The following is a 20,047-nucleotide window of genomic DNA, read 5'->3' as shown; positions in this document are numbered from 1 at the left end:
GAACATCGGCACCCGCCCGGGTCGTCTCATCTTCGATGAACAGGATTCCAGGCAGTGTGTCCATCGACGGTGCGCTCCGCAGCATCGGCGACTCGTCGTGTCTCACGGTCGGTTCGGCACCGGACAACGACATCGTCGTGGACCATCATCTGGTCTCCGGCCACCACCTGCGCATCGAGTGGCGCGGCGAGGGTTGGTGGGCCGGCTGCGTGGACCGCGATGCCGTCGTCGTCACGGCGGGCCGGGCGGTCACCGATCTGCCGATCACGTCGTCCGCACGACTACACCTGGGTAACGCCGCATCGGGGCCGGTCCTGGTGGTGGCGCTCGACGACGACTGCTGGCGTCCGCTGGCCGACATCGGGGACAGCCACTCGGACATGGCTTTCCAGACGATCGGTCGCACCTCCGGCAACGACATCGTCGTCGACGACATGCTGGCGTCACGCCATCATGCGCGCCTCTCCGGCCACCCGGGCGGCCTGCTGATCGAGGATGTCGGGAGCAGCAACGGCACCTACCTCGACGGCCGGCGCATCGACCGTTCGCTGCTGACCGACGGCGCCGTGGTGACCATCGGCAACACCGACTTCCACGTCCGCGGCGGTGCGCTCGTGCGCAGCCGCGCGCCACGTGCGATCGTCGCCGACGGGCTGTCGGTGCGCGGCGTCGGCCTCACCGTCGACGGCGGTAAGGAACTCCTGCACGACGTCGACTTCTCCGCGCGACCGGGGACGCTGACCGCCGTGATCGGACCGTCGGGGGCCGGGAAGTCGACGGTGTCCAAGGTGGTGGCGGGTCTGGTCACACCGACCGCGGGGCAGGTCACCTTCGCCGGCCACGACGTCCATGCCGAGTACGACGCGCTGCGCACCCGCATCGGGATGGTGCCGCAGCAGGATGTGCTGCACCACAAGCTGACCCTGCGTCAGGCGCTGCGGTTCGCCGCCGAACTGCGGCTCCCACCGGACCTGTCGACCGCCGACCGCGATGCCGTGATCGCCGATGTGCTCGGCGAACTCCAACTCCTCGAGCACCTCGACACCAGGGTGGACACGTTGTCCGGCGGACAGCGCAAGCGCGCGTCGGTGGCGATGGAACTGCTCACCGGACCGTCGCTGCTCATCCTCGACGAGCCGACGTCGGGGCTCGACCCGGCGCTGGATCGTCAGGTGATGTCGGCGTTGCGGCGCCTCGCCGACGCTGGTCGGGTGGTACTCGTGGTCACGCACTCACTGACCTACCTCACGATGTGCGATCAGGTTCTCCTCCTCGCGCCGGGCGGCAAGACCGCGTTCGCGGGACCGCCGGATCGGGTGCCGGAGGCCCTGGGCACACACGACTGGGCGGAGATCTTCGCCCACGTCGCCGCCCATCCCGATTCGGCTCATCGGGAACACCTGCGCCGCAACGGTCGTCGTGCCTCGACGCCACCGACACGTCGTCCCGCCGGTCGCGCGACGGCCGCACCACAGACCACCGCCCTGCGCCAGTGCAGCACCGTCGCCCGCCGGCAGGTCCGGCTGATCCTCGCCGATCGCGGCTACCTCGCGTTCCTCGCCGCGATGCCGGTCGTGCTCGGGCTGCTCACGCTCGTCATCCCCGGTTCACGAGGATTCGGTGTCAACGACGTCGCCGACACCGCGGGCGAGGCCCTGCAGATCCTGGTGATCCTGGTGATCGGTGCCGGTTTCATGGGCACCGCGCTGACGGTTCGCGATCTGGTCGGCGAACGCGACATCTTCGAGCGGGAGCGTGCCGTCGGGCTGCGGCCCGGTGCCTACCTGGCCGCGAAGATCGCCGTGTTCTTCGCGGCCACAACCCTTCAGGTCGCGGTCATGGTCACCATCACCTACGTGGGCAAGGGGGTGCCGACAGGTGGGGTGGCCGGCAGCGCGCCCGTCGAACTGTTTCTCGCGCTCGCCGTGCTCGCATGTGTGGGTGCCCTTGTCGGGCTGGTTATCTCGGCCTCCGTCCGATCCACGGAGCAGACCATGCCGCCGCTCGTCATCATCGTCATCTCCCAGCTGGTGTTCTGTGGCGGGCTGTTTCGGCTCACCACCCCGGGGCTGGCGCAACTGTCGTGGGTCTTCCCGTCGTACTGGGGGTATGCCGGTGCGGCGTCGGCCGTCGACCTCAATCGGATCTCTCCGCTGGCACCGCAGACCGCGGGCGCGATGTTGTGGGAACCCGGTGCGCTCAACTCGACGCTGAGCTTCAGTGCGCTCCTGCTCATCGCGACGGTCCTGGTCAGCTACACGGTCGGCAGGCTGAGTTCACGCTGATCGGAATCGTATGTGTGGCAGGTGATCTCGATACGACCTCCGCTGGCGCTCCGGTCTACTCGATCAGGGGTGGGGCGGGGCGGCCGCTGGCGCTCCGGTCTACTCGATCAGCGGTCAGGTAGGGGCGACCGTCCTTCCTCCGGTCTACTCGATCCGCGGGAGGGGCGGGGGCGGCCGGTGGCTGCTCGGGCCTGGTCGATCAGCGGTTGGGAGGGGCGGCGACCGTCGGCGCTCGCGTGCGGTGATCGGCGGGAACGCGAAAACCCCCGATCACCGCCTGGGTGATCGGGGGCCGCTGGGGCAGGGTCAGAGGATCGAGTGGTTGTCCGAGTAGTCGTGACCCGGTTCGTCGCGGGGTGCGTCGCCGCCATAGGACGGCGAGTCGTCGCCGTACGAAGGGGAATCGTCGCCGTAGGAGGGCGAATCCTCGTAGGAGGGCGAGGCGTCGGACCGCGTGTCGAGGCGTCCGTCTCCGTCGGTGTCGGCACCGAACCGGTCGAGGCGTCCGTCTCCATCGGTGTCCGCCCCGAACCGGTCGAGGCGGCCGTCGCCGTCGCTGTCCACGCCGACAGTGTCGGCCCGACCGTCGCGGTTGCTGTCGGCGATCACGGTGTCCGGATCGCCGTCGTGGTTGCGGTCGAGTGTGGAGGCCACCACCCGGCCGTCCTCGACCGTGTCGACCTGGGTGATCGAGCCGGACTGGTTGAGGTGGACGATCTTGTCGGCCTCACCGTCGTCATCGAGGTCCTTCGCGACCAGGACGGTACCGTCGGGACCCTTGGCCGCCGCGGTGTCGATCGAGCCGTCGCCGTCGGTGTCGGCCTCCACGAGCGTCACGTTGCCGGCGGCGTCGTAGTGGACGTAGACGTCGTTCCCGTTGGCATCGGTCGTGTGCTTCACGTCGTCGCGCCCACCGGCGGGGCTCGAGTCGCGGTGGCCGGAGGTCGGGTAATCGGAGGTGGGGTTGCCGGACATGTCGTGGCCTTTCGGTCAGGTGTGCTGTGCTTGTCGAAAGTCTGATGCACCTGGGTGCCCGGAATGTTCCACCGAACGAACGGATTTTTTCCGCAGAGGGGCCGAGCGCCGACGGGGGAACATATTGGTGGTTCCGTAGCATCGAACCCTGTGACCGGCCATCACGCGGATGCCGGCGACACCACCACTCGATCGGAGGTCACGTATGCAGGAGAAGGAGCCGTCGATTCTGGCTTCACTCGGCATCGACCCCACCTCGCTCGTCCCGCCGCCGCCCGAGGGCGTCTGGGACTCGGCGGTCCAGGCCGCGTTCGACCCGTCCGCGGTCGCCGACCCGGACACCGTGCCCGACATGGACGACTCGGTCCCATCGGACGACGACGACCTCGATGTTCTCGTCGTGAACGACCCGGGCCACGATCCCGGCCACGATGACTCCGGCGCGCACACCGACGTCGCGCACACACCCGACGGCGGTGGTGACCCGGATTTCGACGACGTCCCTGCCGACTCCGCCTTCGGCGACCACGGGGACTCGACGGACGGTGTGGATCTCGGCGACATCCACGACCACCACGGCCATGACGACCACGGCGACCATGACATCTGAATCAGGTTGGGGGAGTTGATGGACGAGGCGGTTCTGCTGATGCGGGCGCGCGACGGCGATCAGCGGGCGTTCGCCGACCTCGCGAGCGCGCACCGCAACCAGATCTGGGCGGTGTGCCTGAACATCTGCGGGAATCCGCACGACGCCGAGGACGCGTTGCAGAACACCCTCGTCGCCGCGTGGCAGAACCTGCACAAGTTCCGCGGTGAGGCCCGCTTCTCCACCTGGGTGCATCGCATCGCCGCCAACAACGCGCTCTCGGTGGTGCGCCGGCGCAAGCCGAACACCCAGCTGACCGACTTCACCGATCCCGATCAACCCGTCGAACTCGTCGACGACGACGGGAGCCCGGCCTTCGACGAACAGCTGGCCTTGCGCGATGCGGTCCGCGACGCGCTCGCCCAGTTGTCCGACGACTTCCGCGAGGTCATCGTCCTCCGTGAGTTCGGCGACCTCACCTACGCCGACATCGCAGCCCACCAGGGGGTTCCGGTCCAGACGGTGAAGTCACGACTGAATCGGGCCCGCGCACAGCTCGCGGAGATCATGCAGGACCGGATCAGTTCGGTCTGACCCGGATCACGACAGCGCGCCGTCCCGTTCTCGCTGCCGTTCCAGACGGGTCATCACCCAGCCCGCGGAGGCGCCGTGGACGACCACCGACAGCACGATGGTGAACGCGACCATGGCCCACAGCTCGTCGGCCTCGGCCCCGAGATCGGTCTGGATCACCACGTAGGACATGTAGTAGAGCGACCCGATCCCACGAATGCCGAAGAAGGACGTGATCCGGCGTTCCGTCGTTCCCAACTGGTCGCTGCGTTGCAGGCTGAGCCAGCCCGCCGCCGGTCGGATCACGAGGATCAGCACGACGCCCACCAGTGCACCGCGCCACGACAGCGCACTCAGCAGACCAGAGGTCAACGCTGCGCCGAGCACGAGCAACACGACCAGGGTCAGCACGTGCTCCAACTGTTCGATGAGGCCGTGCATCTCGCCGTGGTAGTCGCTGCCACGTTCGATGCGGCGCATCGCGACAGCGCACAGGAACACCGCGAGGAAGCCGTACCCGCCGACGAGTTGGGTCACCCCGTACACCGCGAACACCGCTGCCAGTGCCGCGATCGGCTCACCGCGATCGGCCAGCCGCACGTTGGGGATCGGTAGTCGGAAGAACGCCCGCCCGAGCAGGTCACCGGAGATCCATCCGACCGCGACACCGATCGCGATCTTGCCCACGAGGTCCCACACGAGCCATTCCACGAACCATCCGCTCATCGACCCCTTCACGGCGAGGAAGATCCCGAAGTAGACGAACGGGAAGGCGAGCGCGTCGTTGAGTCCGGCCTCCGAGGTCAGCGCGAAGCGCACCTCGTCGTCCTCCTCGTGCGGATCCTCCCCGGACGTCGGCCCTTCCACCTGCACGTCGGAGGCGAGAACCGGATCGGTCGGGGCGGTGACCGCACCGAACAGCACCGCGGCGGCCGGCGTGAGTGCGGCGACCCACCACCCGAACACCGCGACGGCGACGATGCAGATCGGCATCGCGATGAGCAGCAGGCGCCACGTCGAGTTCCAGGTGCGCCAACGCAGCGGGCGGTCGATGGCGAGGCCGACACCCATCAGCGCGACGATGACGCACATCTCGGCGAGGTACTCGGTGACCTCGGGATGCGACCGCGGCGATATCGAGTTCAATCCCAACCGCCCCACGACGAGTCCCACGATCGCGCCGACGCCGAGCACCAGCATCGGTGCCGACACGGCCCGGTTCCGGAACAGGCGCGGGACGGTCGCGGCCAGCAGCAACGCGACACCTGCCGCGAGGTACAGACTCTCCACAGTGAGGTCGGTCATCATCACCCGTCGTCGAGGATCACGACCTGGTCGGTTCCCTGGTCATCGATCAAGACCACCGGGGTACCCATCGGTCGACAACCGAACCCCACTGTGATCTTTGTGTTCGTCGCGAGGTTGGGTCGGCCCCCGTTCTGGCCGCACCTGTCGTATCTGGCCGCAGTTGCGGCCTCTGGCCAGAACCCGAAACTGCGGCCAGAACGATGAGTGGAGCCCGAGGGTGCCACCGGCGCTCGGAACTCGTGACGCGGTTGTGACCTCCTGAGGTTGTCGATTCCGGCAAACGTTAACTATCGTCACAACAGTCACATCAGTAACACCTGTCGCTTCACTTCCAGCCGCACGGAAGGTCTCCCGAGACGTTGGTCAGAGCACGCCCTCGGCACGCCCGGGCCCGATCGCTGTCATTCGCCGCGATCGGACTCGCGCCTGTGCTGATCGTCGGTGGTCTGCTGACGGTCGGCGGCCCGAAGACGTCCACGGACGAGGTCACGCTCTCGGTCGGGTCGGAATTGACCCTGATCGGGCACGGTCTCGGCCATGGTCGCGGACTGGGGCAGTGGGGCGCATACGGCTACGCCCGCAAGGGATGGTCGGCAGCACAGATTTTGCGCCACTATTACGGCGGCACCACCGCGGGGAAGGTGGACAGGCCCGAGATCTCGGTGATCTTGACCGGGAAGAACTCGGTGAATGTGCACGCGGACGCCGGGATGCGAGTCGGTGGCCAAATGGTGGCTCCCGGACAGGCGGTCAGCCTGTCCGGGGCCACGGCCACCATCACGAACGGATGCGGCGGCGCAGTGGTGCGATCTGTTCCGGCGCCGTTCGTGGAGCCGATCAACATGGGACCGAGCCGGCCCGGCAACGAGTTCCTCAAATTCTGTGGTTCCAACCAGGTCTTCCGGGGTGCCCTCGGATATGCCGGCGGGCGGGTGGTCAACCGCCTGCACATCGATGACTACGTGAAGGGCGTCATCCCCAAGGAGAGCGTGCCGCAGTGGGCCGACTCCGGGGGTGCCGAAGCCCTCAAGGCGCAGGCCGTTGCCGCGCGAACCTATGCCCTCGCCGCCATCGCGGGCGGCAAGAAGATCGACGACACGCAGAACTCGCAGGTCTACGGTGCGGTCGCGAGCGAAGATCCGCGCACCAACCGTGCCGCCGACGCCACCGCCGGCCAGATCCTGCTGCAGAGTGGCAAGCCTGCCTTCACCGAGTTCTCGTCGTCCACCGGTGGCTACACCGCCGGCGGACGATTCCCCGCCGTCCGCGACGACGGCGACGCCATGTCGCCCAACCGCAACTGGACCGCCACGGTCAGCGCCGGGAGCGCAGGCGCGGCCTTCGGGGTGGGTGCGCTGCGCAGCCTCGAGGTCGTCGAGGCCAACGGTCTCGGTCCGGAGAACGGTCGCGCGATCAAGGTCCGCGCCGTCGGATCGGGTGGGACGGTCGAGGTGAGCGGCGAAGAGGCGCGCACCCGGCTGCAACTGAAGTCGTCGTGGTTCGCGATCAAGGGACAGGTCGCCAAGCCGCGGATCGTGAAGCCGCCGACCGGCCCCGACGCTCCCGGAGGCTCGCTCGACCTCGGCAGTCTGCTGACGCTGCCCGACCGATTGCTCCCCGGTTCGTCACAACTGCTCAGCGTCGGCACGGAAGCCCTGAACGGGAAGTTCGACGACCTCGGCGGGATCACCGGCCCACTCGGGCAGGCCATCGGCGTACCCAACCTGACCCCCGACGGCAACGGCGTCGTCCAGCTGTTCCAGCGCGGCATGATGTTCTTCAGCACGCAGACCGGAGCCCGTGCGCTGGTCGGTCGTGGGCTGTCGGATTACCTTGCCCGGGGCGGACTTCCGGTGTTGGGTTATCCGAAGGTCGACCGACTGCGCTAGCGCTGACCCAGTGTGACGGCCCTACTCGGGGCCGGATTCGATGATCTGAACGGCGACGTCGACCAGTTTGATGTTGCTGTCCTGGGACAGCCGTGCGAGCAGTCGGAACGCGGCGTCGGCGTCGATCCGGTAGCGCTCCATGATCATGCCCTTCGCCTGCCCGATCAGATCGCGTGAGTTGAGCGCCGCACGGAGTTGCTCCTTCTCCCGGACGGCGGAGAACGCGGTCGCGCAGTGCGCGGCGAACAGTTCACCGATCCCCATCGCGTCCACGTCGAAGCCATGCGGCGTGGAGCTGAGCAGATTCAGGGCGCCGAAGTCGCGCCCTTCGATGTAGAGACAGAAACAGGCGACCGACCCGATGCCCAGTTCCGCTGCCGCGGCGGCGTACCTCGGCCACCGCTGCTCGTGCCGCATGTCATCGATCAGGATCGTGACGTCGTCGATGGCGGACCGGACGCACGGACCCTCGTCGAACTCGCGCTGGAGATTGTCCGACTTGCCGGCGAGATCACCGACGATGACCGGGGTCTCGATCTGGCCTGCGGTCACCAGCGTGACACTGGCGTACTCGGCTCCCGGGACGGAGTCCACCGCGGTTTTCGAGATGGCCCGCAGGATCTCCTCGGTGTCGTCGCTCTGGGCGCGCAACTCACGAACGATCTCGGCCATCCGGAATGACTGTTCGGAGATCATGTCAACTCCTCGACGACACATCTGTCGGTGATTGCCGGGCGCGGCACACCTGATGACCTCAGCTTACGAGGTCTTCCCGCTCGGCGACCGAGACCCGGTCGTCCACGGTCAGCACATCCAGCCGGAAATCGGCGTCGGCGTAGCCGCCCTGGCGATGCAGGGTGGAGCCGAGCAGGCGTTCGTGCACGTCGTCGCCGGACTGGGGGTACTCGGCGACCTTGCGGCGCCAATGCACGGCGACCACCTCGCCGCCCTGGTGCAACGACCCGGGAAGCCGTCGGATGACCTCGTCGAGCTCCGCCGGCTCCAGGTAATAGAGCACCTCGCTGAGCACGATGAGGTCGAAGTGACCCGACGGCCAGTCGTGGAGGAGATCTCCGATGACGACGGCTGCGCGACCGCGATGGTGGGCCAGCCGTCGCTGTGCCAGTTCGACGGCTCGCGGACTGACGTCCATGCACAGCAGCTGATCGCTGAACAGTACGAGTTCGGCGCTCAGCACCCCGATGGAACATCCGGGCTCGAAGACCCGTCCGTAGCGCTCCGACGACAACGACGCGAGGGTGAGTGCGTACTTACGTCTCTCGTACCAGCGATCGGCGAACCCCCACGGGTCGTCGCTGGCGGCGTACATCTCGTGGAAATAGCTGACGGGCAGCGTCCGCGCAGTGGGTGATCGAGGTGTCGGTGACGGGGATGGCTGATTCATGTGAAGACGTACTCCCAGGGGCGGGTGAGATGGGCGAGGACGTGCGGCGGTAGCACGACCTCGTCGGCGGGATCGGCCGACAACGGGCGAACCTGTGTGTCGAAGGCGTTGATCGCGGCGTGCTTGACGGCGAGGACCGCGGCGTCCGGGCGATGAGCGTGCATCCGATCCCACGGGATGGCCGGGTCGCCGGGAATCGCCCAGTGCCACATCCAGATCGGATACATCCAGATCGGCAGGGAGCGTTTGTCGGCGACCTCGGCCGCGCATCGTCCGACGGCGTCGTGATCGGGGTGACCGTCGTGCGACCACACCGACAGTAGTCCGGTCGGGACGTCGGGCCGCTCGTCCAGAACCGTGCCGATGATGCCCGCCATCGTGTGGTGCTGGTCCGCCAGTGCGCCGTCACTCAGCCCGAACCAGCGCGGGCGGTCCAGGCCCAGCAGACCGGTGGCGGCGTCGAGCTCGAGGTGGCGTCGGTCGGCCAGTTCCTCCGGCGTGAACGTCGGTGAGCCGGGATGGGAGCCGCCGCCGTCCGACATGCACACGATGACCACGTCGACCCCGTCGGCGGCGGCCGTGGTCATGATCCCGCCGGCGCCGAGGACCTCGTCGTCGGGATGGGCGCCGACCACCACCAGCCGCTCGACGTCGGGGGTGAAGGACGGCCACGGTCCCTGCGCGTGCAGCCACTCCTGCCACGTGGACTCGGGAGTGCCGTCGGCGCGGACCGGCGTCTCCGCCAGACCGCGAGGCGATGGGTCGGGGGCGGTCACCGCAGGATCTCCGTCGGTATGGTCCGCACGTTGCGCGCCTGCTCGGCGGCCAGCCGACCGATGGTGACCAGATCGCGGTCGGCGTGTGACTGCCGGAGATAGACGGTCAGGTCCGCCACTGCCTGCGCGTGCGCGCGGTCGTGTACCAGGGGGCCGGGGCCGAGCGCACGGTTGACCCGGTCGACGACGGCGGTCGCGATCTGCTCGACACTCCAGCGCACCCGGAAGGCGAGATGACGGGCGGCCGCCTCGTCCGTCGGGTCGGCATCGATCGTCACGGCCGCCTGCTCGAGCAGTGCGCCGCCCTGCGCCAACAGCGCGTCGACGGCACCGAGGTGCATCAGGGTGAGGTCGTCGTCGCGGTCCCGGGCGGCGGTGTAGAGGACGTCGGCGACCTTGCGCGCACCGCCCAGCCAGCAGGCGGCCACCCCGATGCCGCCGTGCCAGAAACCGGGTCGGTCGAGGTAGGCGCCGGGCTCGCCGATCGCGCGGGCGGTCGCCCGGTCGAATCGCGCGGTGCCCGTCTCGGTGGCCCGCATGCCGGTCGCGATCCAGCCGCCGCGCTCGGGGCGTACGCCCGGCTGGTGCAGGTCCACGGCGAAGAGGCGGCGGTCGAAACCGACGTCGGCGGTGACCAGGGCATGGGTGCAGGTGATGACGCCGGAACACCACGGCTTCGCTCCGGTGAGCTCCCACCGGCCGGCCCGGCCGTGGGTCGCGGCGACGCGGGGCTCGGGCGGCTCGGCCGCCCACACACCCCAGAACTCTCCCGGCCGGGCGCGCTCACCCGCGATCTCGTCGAGGATGGCGTCGGCGTCCAGGTGCGCCTCGACGAGCCTTCCGACGGCGATGTCGCGGTGGCCGAGGTCGGCGAGGGCGCGCAATCGCTCCGCCGTCCGACCGTGGCCGGGGAGCGGGACGTCGAGCGGGCCCTCGGTGACGATCATGCGGGCCAGGTCGGGGGCGTTGGTCGTCATCGCGACCCCTCGGTCAGCCGGGATCGGTGCGACGCGGCAGCGGTCCGGCCCTGGCGCTCGAGCCCGCGCAGATACGCGGCGAAGCCGTCGTCGGTGCGACCGTCGGGCCGCGTGGAGGTGAGGACCGGCGATCGCGCGCTCCGGTCCACTCGTGCACGGATCGCGTGGAGCCGCCGGACGAGCTCGACGTCCTCGTCGCCGGTGCGTGCACTGAAGCCGCCGATCCGGCGATACCAGTCCGCGCGGATGCCGAGGTTGGCGCCGTGGACATGGTGGTGGTCGTCGTCGGTCACGTAGCGCTCGTCGAACAGTTCGCGCGTGTGTGCGGACCACGAATCCCAGCTCTTCGGGGCGATGGTGCCCACGAAGGCGTCGTGACCGGCCGCCGCCGACGAGAGATGGGTGACCAGCCAGTCCGCGGGCACCTCCGAGTCGGCGTCGGTCGTCGCGAACCAGGTTGCGCCGTCAGTCGCCGGGTCGAGGTGGCGGGCGAACCCGGCGCGCCGGGCCGCGCCCACCGACTGCGTCGCGCAGGCGATGGTGATGACCTCGGGCGGCACCACGTGCCTCGTCGCATCCGTGCACGCATCGAGGACCACAACCGTCTCCACCTGCACGTCCACCCGGTCCGCGGCGATGCCCAGCGCCGCGAGGCAGGCGGGCAGCAGCTCCTCCTCGTTGTGCGCGGGCACGACGACGACAACACGATCGATGGCGCGACGATCGGCATGGACTACGGGAGAAACGGACATCGGCAGCCCCTGAACATCGTGATGGAGGTCCGGGCCCGATGGCTACAGGCTGATGTGCCGAGAATACCCGCGTGGGTGAGTTCCGTCACCGCACCATCGGACTCCGACCGGCGGTGCCGTGTGCACGGACATTCCTCAGGTCGGGTCCGTTACCCTGAGTTTCCGTGGCAGGCAATAGTCAGGACACCGGTAGTGGGGGCGAACGCGCCGGGAATGCCCCGTTCGATCTGATCGTCGTGGGTTCGGGGTTCTTCGGCCTGACGATCGCCGAGCGGGCGGCAACCCAGCTCGACAAGCGGGTTCTCGTCATCGATCGACGTCATCACATCGGTGGGAACGCCTACTCCGAGCCCGAGCCGACCACCGGCATCGAGGTCCACAAGTACGGTGCGCACCTGTTCCACACCTCGAACAAGCGGGTGTGGGAGTACGTCAACCAGTTCACCGACTTCACCGGCTATCAGCATCGGGTGTTCGCGATGCACAAGGGCCAGGCCTATCAGTTCCCGATGGGGCTCGGACTGGTGTCACAGTTCTTCGGCCGGTACTTCAGCCCCGACGAAGCACGGGCGCTGATCGCCGAGCAGGCCGGTGAGTTCGATACCAAGGAGGCCGCGAACTTCGAGGAGAAGGCGATCAGCTTGATCGGCCGCCCGCTCTACGAGGCCTTCGTCAAGCACTACACGGCCAAGCAGTGGGAGACCGACCCCAAGAATCTGCCGGCCGGCAACATCACCCGACTCCCGGTCCGCTACACCTTCGACAACCGCTACTTCAACGACGCCTACGAGGGATTGCCGGTCGACGGGTACACCGCGTGGCTGGAGAAGATGGCCGACGACGACCGCATCGAGGTCCGCCTGTCCACCGACTGGTTCGACGTGCGTGACGACCTGCGCGCCGCCAGCCCGGACGCCCCGGTGGTCTACACCGGCCCGGTGGATCGCTACTTCGACTACTCGGTCGGCCGACTGGGCTGGCGCACACTGGATTTCGAGACCGAGGTGCTCGAAACGGGCGATTTCCAGGGCACGCCGGTGATGAACTACAACGACGCGGACGTGCCGTACACCAGGATTCACGAGTTCCGGCACTTCCATCCCGAGCGGGACACCTATCCCGACGACAAGACCGTGATCATGCGTGAATACGGCAGATTCGCCAAGGACGACGACGAGCCGTACTACCCGATCAACACGCCCGACGACCGGGCCATGGTCGCGCGGTACCGGGATCTCGCCAAGGCGGAGACCGCCGAGCGCAAGGTGCTCTTCGGCGGGCGGCTGGGCACCTATCAATACCTGGACATGCACATGGCCATCGCGAGTGCGCTCACCATGTTCGACAATACGCTGGCCCCGCACCTCGCCGAGGGGGCGCCGCTGGCCGAAGGCGCCGGCAGCGGAGCGAGCGGGCCGAATGAGAAGGCGCCGGGAGCGGAGCGAGCGGGCCGAATGAGAAGGCGGAATAGATGACAGTGACTCCTGTGGACCAGGCCGACATCGGCGAGGCGGGCGCCGGGATCTCGAAGGCGACTTCGCTGCTGCAACGCGTCATCTTCCCGCGGCCGGGTGAGCCGATCGACGTCCGCTCCCTGTATCTGGTGGAATCGCAGAACAATTCGCGGCGCGCCCACGCGCACAACCGGACGTCGGTGGCGCTCGGCGCCGAGTCCGAGGTGAGCTTCGAGTCGTACTTCAACGCCTTCGCGGCGTCGTACTGGCGTCGCTGGAGCATCCTGACCTCGGTGGTCCTGCGCATCGAGGTGATCGGCACCTGTCGCGTCGACCTCTACCGGTCCAAGTTCGACGGCTCACGCATCGGCATCGGCGGCGACCTGATCGCGACCGACGAGAGTGGCCGCGGCGTAGCGGAATTCGAGCTCGACCTGGGTCCGTTCGAGGACGGTGGCTGGATCTGGTTCGACATCACCACCGACACCGACACCGAGATCGTCTCCGCCGGTTGGTATTCGCCGATCGACAGCCCGTCCTCCGACGACACCAAGCGCGTCACCGTCGGCATCCCTACCTTCAACCGCCCCACCGATGCGGTGAACGCGCTCGCCGCGCTGACGTCGGATCCCTTGGTGGATCAGGTGATCGACGCCGTGCTGATGCCTGATCAGGGCACGCGCAAGGTCGTCGACGAGCCCGGTTACACCGAGGCGGCGGCTGCGCTCGGGGAACGTCTCACCATCTTCGAGCAGCCCAACCTCGGCGGGTCCGGCGGTTACGCGCGGATCATGTACGAGGCGTTGCGCCGCACCGACTCCCCGTACATCCTCTACATGGACGACGACATCATGATCGAGCCCGACTCGATCCTGCGTGCGCTGGCGATGTCGCGGTTCGCCAAGACGCCGATGCTGGTCGGCGGCCAGATGCTGAACCTGCAGGATCGCAGCCATCTGCACTGCATGGGTGAGGTCATCAACCGACACAACTTCATGTGGACCGCCGCGCCGTTCGTCTCCTACGACCACAACTTCGCGAAACATCCACTGCGCGACCGGGAGAACTCCAAGAACCTGCATCGGCGGATCGACGTCGAGGGCAACGGCTGGTGGATGTGCATGATCCCGCGTGAGTGCGCGGAGACCATCGGACTGCCGATGCCGCTGTTCATCAAGTGGGACGACTGGGAGTTCGCGCTGCGCGCCGCCAAGGCCGGCTACCCCACGGCGACGGTGCCGGGTATCGCGATCTGGCACATGGCGTGGAGCGACAAGGACGACGCGATCGACTGGCAGGCGTACTTCCACCTGCGCAACCGACTGGTCGTGGCGTCCATCGTGCACGACGGTCCGATCGACGGAATCCTACGGTCGATGGTCAAGGCAACCGCGAAACATCTTCTGTGCCTGGAGTATTCGACGGTGGCGATCCAGAACGAGGCGATCCGCGACTTCCTCGCCGGCCCTGATCACATCCGCAGCCTGCTGCCGACCGCGCTGCCGAAGGTCGCCGCGATGCGCAAGCAGTATCCCGACGCCGTGGTGTTGCCGTCGGCGACCGAACTGCCCCGCACCAGTGGCGAGGCGACCCAGCTGGGCACCAACGCTCCGGTGGGCAAGGTCGCCAAGGTGAAGGCGCTGGCGGCGGCGGTGGTCAACAACGCACGTCCGGCCGATCCGCGACATCACGAGGTGCCGCAGGCAAACTACCCGCCGATAGAGGCCCGCTGGTTCAGCCTGGGCCGCGTCGACGGGGTCACGGTGACCACCGCCGATGGCCGCGGCGTCGTCTACCGGCAACGTGACCGTGACAAGATGATCGCCTTGGCCAAGGAATCGGCGGCGCTGGTCCGTGAACTGAAGGACCGGTTCCCGGCGATGCGTGAGACCTACCGCGCCAAACACCAGGAACTGACGAGTCAGGAGAGTTGGGCGCGTGTCTTCGGAATCGACTGAGTCGCCTTCGCCGTCGCTCCACGAGACACTGTCGGTGGGCGAGCCGGTGGCGATCCCGCCGGCGAAGGGTGAGGTCGCGGCGCTGCTCGCGGTCCAGCAACTCGCCGCAGGCCGCCCGGCGGTCGTGTCGGCCGCTCGGGGGCTGTCGCACTTCGGCGAACATTCGCTGGGCTGGCTGGCCGTCGCAGGCGTCGGCGCAGCCGCCGCCTACCGGCGTGGCGACGACGTCGCGGTCCGACGTTGGGCGCAGGCCGGTGTCGGGGCGTTCGGTGCGCACGCGGCGTCGGTGATCATCAAGCGCGTGGTCCGACGCAAGCGCCCTCACGACGAGCGCATCCGGATCGGGGTGTCCACCCCGAGCAAGCTCAGCTTCCCGTCGTCGCATGCGACGTCGACGACCGCCGCCGCCATTCTCATCGGCCGCGCCGCAGGCCTGCCGCCGGCCGCGCTGCCCGCCGCCCTGGTGCCGCCGATGTTGCTGTCCCGGCTGGTCCTCGGCGTGCACTACCCGACGGACGTGCTCGCCGGTGCGGCCATCGGAGCCGCGAGCGCGGCCGCCGTGGTGGCGGGTGACAGACTGATCGCGACACACGACCGTGGGTAGCCGCCCTGAGATGAGCCCGAGGACATGAGCGAAGAGCCGATCGAGCACGAACCGGTACTGGGACCGCCGAAGAATCTGGCGACCGGACTGATCAAGGCCGTCCGACCCCGGCAGTGGGTGAAGAACGTCCTCGTCCTGGCGGCGCCGTTGGCCGCGGGCAGCGTCGGCGACGGCGATGTGCTCGGCCCGGTCGCGATCGCCTTCGTGGCGTTCTGTCTGGTCGCGTCGTGCATCTATCTCGTCAACGACGCGATGGACGTGGAGTCCGACCGCAATCACCCCACCAAGCGTTACCGGCCGATCGCCGCCGGGGTGGTGCCGGTGCCGCTGGCCTTCGGGCTCGCCGTGGTGCTGGGCGTCGCGTCGCTGGGCATCGCCCTCATCGCCAACTGGCAGACCGCCGTGGTGATCGCGATCTATCTGGTGATCCAGCTCGGCTACTGCTTCGGTCTGAAGAACCAGGCCGTCATCGACATCTGCATCGTGTCGTCGGGATTCCTGTTGCGCGCCATCGCCGGCGGTGTGGCCGCCGAGATCGTGTTGTCGCAGTGGTTCCTGCTCGTGATGGCCTTCGGCTCGCTGTTCATGGCGGCAGGCAAGCGCTACGCGGAACTCCAGCTCGCGGAGCGGACCGGCGCCAAGATCCGCAAGGCACTGCAGTACTACACGACCACCTACCTGCGGTTCGTCTGGACACTGTCGGCCACCGCGGTGGTCGTCTTCTACGGACTGTGGGCGTTCGACAAGAATTCCGGCCACGACACCAACGTCGCCTACGCCATCTCGATGGTCCCGTTCACCATCGCCATCCTGCGCTATGCCGTCGACATCGACGGTGGCCAGGCGGGTGAACCCGAGGAGATCGCGCTCGGGGACCGCATCCTGCAGTTGCTGGCCGTCGCCTGGTTAGTATGCGTGGGTGTCGCGGTCTATGCAGTCTCCTGAGGTCCTCAACGACAGCACCGACGAATCGGCCGACGACTCCGTAGACACCGAGCGCGACACAGCGACCCGGCGCGGGACGCGTCGCTTCCCGGGCTCCTGGGGGCCGCGCCAATGGGTGCCCACCATCAGCTTCGCCGTCGGTGCGATCGCGGTGACCACCTTCTTCGCGATCGGTGCGTGGCAGCGTCGATGGATCGCCGACGACGGCCTCATCGTCCTGCGCACCCTGCGCAACCTGTTCGCCGGTAACGGACCGGTCTTCAACGCGGGCGAACGCGTCGAGGCCAACACCTCGACGGCCTGGACCTACATCCTGTGGTTCTGGGCCTGGATCACCGACGGTCAGCTCGAGTACGTCGCCCTCTGGGTGGCGCTGGTGATGTCCCTGGCGGCGATCCCGATCGCGATGTACGGCACCGCCAGACTGTTCCGGACCCGTCTGGGCGGGCTGACCGGTGACGGGTACACCCTGCTGCTCCCGTTCGGCGCGATCGTCTACATCGCACTGCCGCCGGCTCGCGACTTCGCGACCAGCGGCCTGGAGAACGGCCTCTGCATCTTCTGGATCGCGCTGCTGTGGTGCCAGCTGGTGGCGTGGAGTCGGCGCACCGGCCGCGGACGCGGTGTGGTCGCGGCCAACCTCGCCTTGGCCTTCACCGCCGGCCTGGCGCCGCTGGTCCGTCCGGAACTGACCGTGCTCGGTGGTCTGACACTGCTGCTGGTGCTGCTGGCTCCGTCGTCGTGGAAGTTGCGCATCGGGATGGTCGTCGTCGCGGCCGTTCTACCGGTCGGCTACCAGATCTTCCGCATGGGCTACTACGGCCTGCTCGTACCGAATCCGGCCGTCGCCAAGGATGCGAGCGGCGCCAAGTGGCATCAGGGCTTCATCTACGTCGGCAATCTCTTCGGTCCGTATGTCCTGGTGCTGCCCGTCGTCCTGGTGATCGTCGCCGGGGTGCTGCTCGTCGTCGCACGCCGGTTCCGCGACGAACCCGACGTCGAAACCACCGACGCCGCCGCCACCGACGCCGCCGCCACCGACGGTGAAGCCACCGACGATGAAGCCACCGGCACCGACGCCGTCGAGAAGCCGGACGAGAAGTCGTGGCGACGACGTCTGGGCGCCTGGTCGGCCGGACTGCAGACGCCGACCGCGGTGACCGTCACGATCCTCGTGGCCGGTCTGATCGGCGGCATCTACTGGATTCGCCAGGGTGGCGACTTCATGCACGGCCGCGTCATGCTGGTCCCGCTGTTCACCCTGCTGCTCCCGCTGATGGTCCTGCCGATCACGATCCCGGCCCACGTCCGCGCGGCGTTCCGACGGACCCCCGCCGCCGGCGAAACCGATGTCACCGACGGCGAATCGGAACCCGCCGACGGCAACCCGGCCCCGGTCGACGGCACCCGGCGTCGCACCCGTCTGCAGCTCGCCGGGTCGACGATCATGGCGGCACTGTGGGTGACCACGGTCGCGTGGGCCGTCGTGTGCCATCAGAACGTGTTGCCCAACGCGGGCATCGACATCGGCCGCAGCGGCATCGTCGACGAACGCCGGTTCTACGTCACCAACATGGGCAACGAGAACCCGGTGACCGCCGAGGACTACCTCGACTACCCGCGTATGCGCGCGATGGTGGAGTGGATCGACAAGTACCACAGCGAGGGCGGCGTCATCCTGCCGTCGTTCAACTACGACGAGTGGTACGTCGCGCAGCTACCCGGCGTCATGCCCAAGGGTGCCGAGCGCAAGGTGACCGTCTACTTCCTCAATCTGGGCATGACGAGCATGAACGCGCCGCTCGACGTCCGGGTCATCGACCAGATGGGCCTCGCCTATCCGCTGGCGGCCCACACCGAACGCCTCGAGGACGGTCGCATCGGCCACGACAAGGTGCTGCCGTCGGAATGGGTGGTCGCCGAGGCGGGCGCCTACCCCAAGAAGCCGGTGCTGCCCGGCTACCTCGACGAGGACCTCGTGCGACAGGCCCAGGTGGCTCTCACCTGCCCGCAGACGAAGGACCGGTTCGCCTCCTTCGAGGGGCCGTGGAGCTTCGAGCGGTTCAAGCACAACCTCAAACAGTCGTTCGTCTTCACCGACTACCGGATCGAGCGCGAACCCGAGTACGAGATCCAGCGCTGCGGCCTGCAGATGCCGCCACGTATCCACCCGCGCTGACTCGCTTCGCTCCCGGCGCCTGAGACCCACCTGAGCGCCCGGTTTGCCTCGCAATATCTCGAATCGGTAACGTTCGGCCCGTCGGGTTCGATAGAGCTACGGAACCAGGACACCCGGAAGCGGAAGCAAGGCCTCAGCCGGATCACAGGTTGCCGTCAGATTCATGTGAGTGCAATCACAGGGTTTGTCAGCGTTGGGGGTATGCAATAGGCTCCCCAAACGGTGCTGAGCGGCCGAAAACGGGCTGCGTGACGAACGATTCACAGGTTCGTGCAGGCGCCGTTTCGGGGGAGGCCGGCGGCCGGGTGTCGCAGAACGATCTGGTGAAACGGGGAGGATTCCCTGGTGGAACCGGGTGACAGAGGGAGATATCAGTCGATGCGCGAAGCTTCTGCCAAGCCGCGAATGGCCGGCCGGGCGCCTAACCGATTCATCGCCGCGTTCATCGCGATGGCGACGATCGTCGGGCTCGCCGGTGTGATCGGCGGCGCCGGCCAGGCGAACGCCCGGATCGGTGGGACGCAGGTCGGACTGCAGCAGTTCTACGTCAACGGTTGCGGCATGCCGAACGTGAAGGTCCGTGCCTGGAAGCGGCCGGGCAACTACAAGACCGTCATCCTGCTCGACGGCATGCGCGCCCAGTACGACTACAGCGGCTGGGAGATCAACTCCAACGTCCAGGAGATGGTGCGTTCCGGCGTCAACGTCGTCGAACCCATCGGTGGGCCGGCCAGCTTCTACACCGACTGGGATGCGCCGTCGAACTTCAACGGACAGCGCTACACCTACAAGTGGAACTGCGTCATCACCAACACCCTGGTGCGCGCTCTCGATGCGCGTGGCTTCCGGGTCGGCGCCAGCCGCAAGTACGCGGTCGCCGGTCTGTCGATGGGCGGTAACGCCGCACTGGTGATCGGTGCGCAGAACCGCCGGAACTTCGACCGTGCCGCATCGCTGTCGGGTTACAACTTCCTGAACGCGCCCGGCATGCGCACCGCGCTGCGTCTGGCCATGTTCGACGTCGACCCCAAGCCGTGGAACATCGACAGCATGTGGGGACCGCCGTGGAGCCCGCGCTGGTTCGCCAACGACCCGTTCATGAACATCAACCGCATGCACGGCATGAAGATCTTCGTCGGCTCGGGCAACGGCCTGTTCGGTCAGTACAACGCACTGCCGAACGTGTTCGACGACCTGTTCAAGGGTTCGACGCTGGAGGTCCTGGCATTCACCCAGGCGAAGGCATTCGAGGCTGCGGCGTTCGTCCAGGGCGTGCCGCTCATGACCTACTACGCCAACGGCACCCACGCGTGGGGCTACTGGCAGGACATGCTGTGGAACGCCAAGAACCGAGGCTTCTTCCGCTGATCGCGGCGGG

At 67.8% G+C, this 20,047-nt stretch carries 17 protein-coding genes; 10 read left to right on the top strand and 7 right to left on the bottom strand.

Going from position 1 to position 20,047, the window contains the following annotated elements; translation table 11 throughout:
• Positions 1 to 35: 35 nt before the first annotated feature.
• Entirely contained in the window at positions 36 to 2,285 is a 2,250-nt protein-coding gene (locus tag D7316_RS17100; protein ID WP_124709318.1) for an ATP-binding cassette domain-containing protein, read from the top strand.
• 306 nt (positions 2,286 to 2,591) lie between these two features.
• Here D7316_RS17100 and D7316_RS17095 read toward each other — a convergent pair whose 3' ends face one another.
• Positions 2,592 to 3,260, bottom strand: coding sequence for a hypothetical protein (locus D7316_RS17095; protein ID WP_124709317.1), 669 nt, complete (start codon positions 3,258 to 3,260; stop codon positions 2,592 to 2,594).
• Between the two features lie 205 nt (positions 3,261 to 3,465).
• Between D7316_RS17095 and D7316_RS17090 the strand changes: the two genes are divergently transcribed.
• Both D7316_RS17090 and D7316_RS17085 read left to right on the top strand, forming a co-directional pair.
• Complete coding sequence (locus tag D7316_RS17090) at positions 3,466 to 3,870, top strand: hypothetical protein (protein ID WP_124709316.1); 405 nt, start codon at positions 3,466 to 3,468, stop codon at positions 3,868 to 3,870.
• Positions 3,871 to 3,888: 18 nt separating this feature from the next.
• A complete protein-coding gene (locus D7316_RS17085; RefSeq protein ID WP_124709315.1) occupies positions 3,889 to 4,443 on the top strand; it encodes an RNA polymerase sigma factor in 555 nt (184 codons plus the stop codon).
• A gap of 6 nt (positions 4,444 to 4,449) precedes the next feature.
• Here D7316_RS17085 and D7316_RS17080 read toward each other — a convergent pair whose 3' ends face one another.
• A complete protein-coding gene (locus D7316_RS17080; protein ID WP_124709314.1) occupies positions 4,450 to 5,727 on the bottom strand; it encodes a cation:proton antiporter in 1,278 nt (425 codons plus the stop codon).
• A 362-nt stretch (positions 5,728 to 6,089) separates the two neighbouring features.
• On the opposite strand from D7316_RS17080, the gene D7316_RS17075 reads away from it, so the two are divergent.
• Positions 6,090 to 7,619, top strand: coding sequence for a SpoIID/LytB domain-containing protein (locus D7316_RS17075; RefSeq protein WP_232016944.1), 1,530 nt, complete (start codon positions 6,090 to 6,092; stop codon positions 7,617 to 7,619).
• A 21-nt stretch (positions 7,620 to 7,640) separates the two neighbouring features.
• Here D7316_RS17075 and D7316_RS17070 read toward each other — a convergent pair whose 3' ends face one another.
• The 5 genes from D7316_RS17070 to D7316_RS17050 are packed head-to-tail and all read right to left on the bottom strand — an operon-like array spanning position 7,641 to position 11,529.
• A complete protein-coding gene (locus tag D7316_RS17070; RefSeq protein WP_124709313.1) occupies positions 7,641 to 8,315 on the bottom strand; it encodes a GAF and ANTAR domain-containing protein in 675 nt (224 codons plus the stop codon).
• Positions 8,316 to 8,373: 58 nt separating this feature from the next.
• Positions 8,374 to 9,024 carry a class I SAM-dependent DNA methyltransferase gene (locus tag D7316_RS17065; RefSeq protein WP_124709312.1) on the bottom strand — a complete coding sequence of 217 codons (651 nt, stop codon included), beginning with the start codon at positions 9,022 to 9,024 and terminating at the stop codon, positions 8,374 to 8,376.
• Complete coding sequence (locus tag D7316_RS17060; protein WP_124709311.1) at positions 9,021 to 9,800, bottom strand: PIG-L deacetylase family protein; 780 nt, start codon at positions 9,798 to 9,800, stop codon at positions 9,021 to 9,023. The genes D7316_RS17065 and D7316_RS17060 overlap by 4 nt, the downstream gene beginning before the upstream one ends.
• Complete coding sequence (locus tag D7316_RS17055) at positions 9,797 to 10,777, bottom strand: acyl-CoA dehydrogenase family protein (RefSeq protein ID WP_124709310.1); 981 nt, start codon at positions 10,775 to 10,777, stop codon at positions 9,797 to 9,799. The genes D7316_RS17060 and D7316_RS17055 overlap by 4 nt, the downstream gene beginning before the upstream one ends.
• The gene (locus D7316_RS17050) at positions 10,774 to 11,529 is read right to left on the bottom strand and encodes a glycosyltransferase (RefSeq protein WP_197718254.1); all 756 of its coding nucleotides are present in this window, start codon (positions 11,527 to 11,529) and stop codon (positions 10,774 to 10,776) included. Before D7316_RS17050 ends, D7316_RS17055 begins: the two co-directional genes overlap by 4 nt.
• A 164-nt stretch (positions 11,530 to 11,693) precedes the next feature.
• Here D7316_RS17050 and glf point away from each other — a divergent pair, with 164 nt between their 5' ends.
• The 6 genes from glf (at position 11,694) to D7316_RS17020 (ending at position 20,037) form a co-directional block, all read left to right on the top strand.
• A complete protein-coding gene (gene glf / locus D7316_RS17045) occupies positions 11,694 to 13,004 on the top strand; it encodes a UDP-galactopyranose mutase (RefSeq protein WP_232016943.1) in 1,311 nt (436 codons plus the stop codon).
• Positions 13,001 to 14,941 carry a glycosyltransferase gene (locus D7316_RS17040; RefSeq protein ID WP_124709308.1) on the top strand — a complete coding sequence of 647 codons (1,941 nt, stop codon included), beginning with the start codon at positions 13,001 to 13,003 and terminating at the stop codon, positions 14,939 to 14,941. The genes glf and D7316_RS17040 overlap by 4 nt, the downstream gene beginning before the upstream one ends.
• Positions 14,922 to 15,545, top strand: a complete 624-nt coding sequence (locus tag D7316_RS17035; RefSeq protein ID WP_124709307.1) for a phosphatase PAP2 family protein — start codon at positions 14,922 to 14,924, stop codon at positions 15,543 to 15,545. Before D7316_RS17040 ends, D7316_RS17035 begins: the two co-directional genes overlap by 20 nt.
• Before the next feature lie 24 nt (positions 15,546 to 15,569).
• On the top strand, positions 15,570 to 16,490 hold the full coding sequence (locus D7316_RS17030) for a decaprenyl-phosphate phosphoribosyltransferase (protein WP_124709306.1): 921 nt from the start codon (positions 15,570 to 15,572) through the stop codon (positions 16,488 to 16,490).
• The gene (locus tag D7316_RS17025) at positions 16,477 to 18,669 is read left to right on the top strand and encodes a hypothetical protein (RefSeq protein WP_124709305.1); all 2,193 of its coding nucleotides are present in this window, start codon (positions 16,477 to 16,479) and stop codon (positions 18,667 to 18,669) included. Before D7316_RS17030 ends, D7316_RS17025 begins: the two co-directional genes overlap by 14 nt.
• 378 nt (positions 18,670 to 19,047) lie before the next feature.
• The gene (locus tag D7316_RS17020; RefSeq protein ID WP_124709304.1) at positions 19,048 to 20,037 is read left to right on the top strand and encodes an alpha/beta hydrolase; all 990 of its coding nucleotides are present in this window, start codon (positions 19,048 to 19,050) and stop codon (positions 20,035 to 20,037) included.
• The last annotated feature ends 10 nt before the right edge of the window (positions 20,038 to 20,047 follow it).

Source organism: Gordonia insulae (assembly GCF_003855095.1).
Classification (GTDB): domain Bacteria; phylum Actinomycetota; class Actinomycetes; order Mycobacteriales; family Mycobacteriaceae; genus Gordonia; species Gordonia insulae.
Note: the sequence above shows the minus strand (reverse complement) of the source record. Positions and strands in the feature narration are given on the sequence as shown.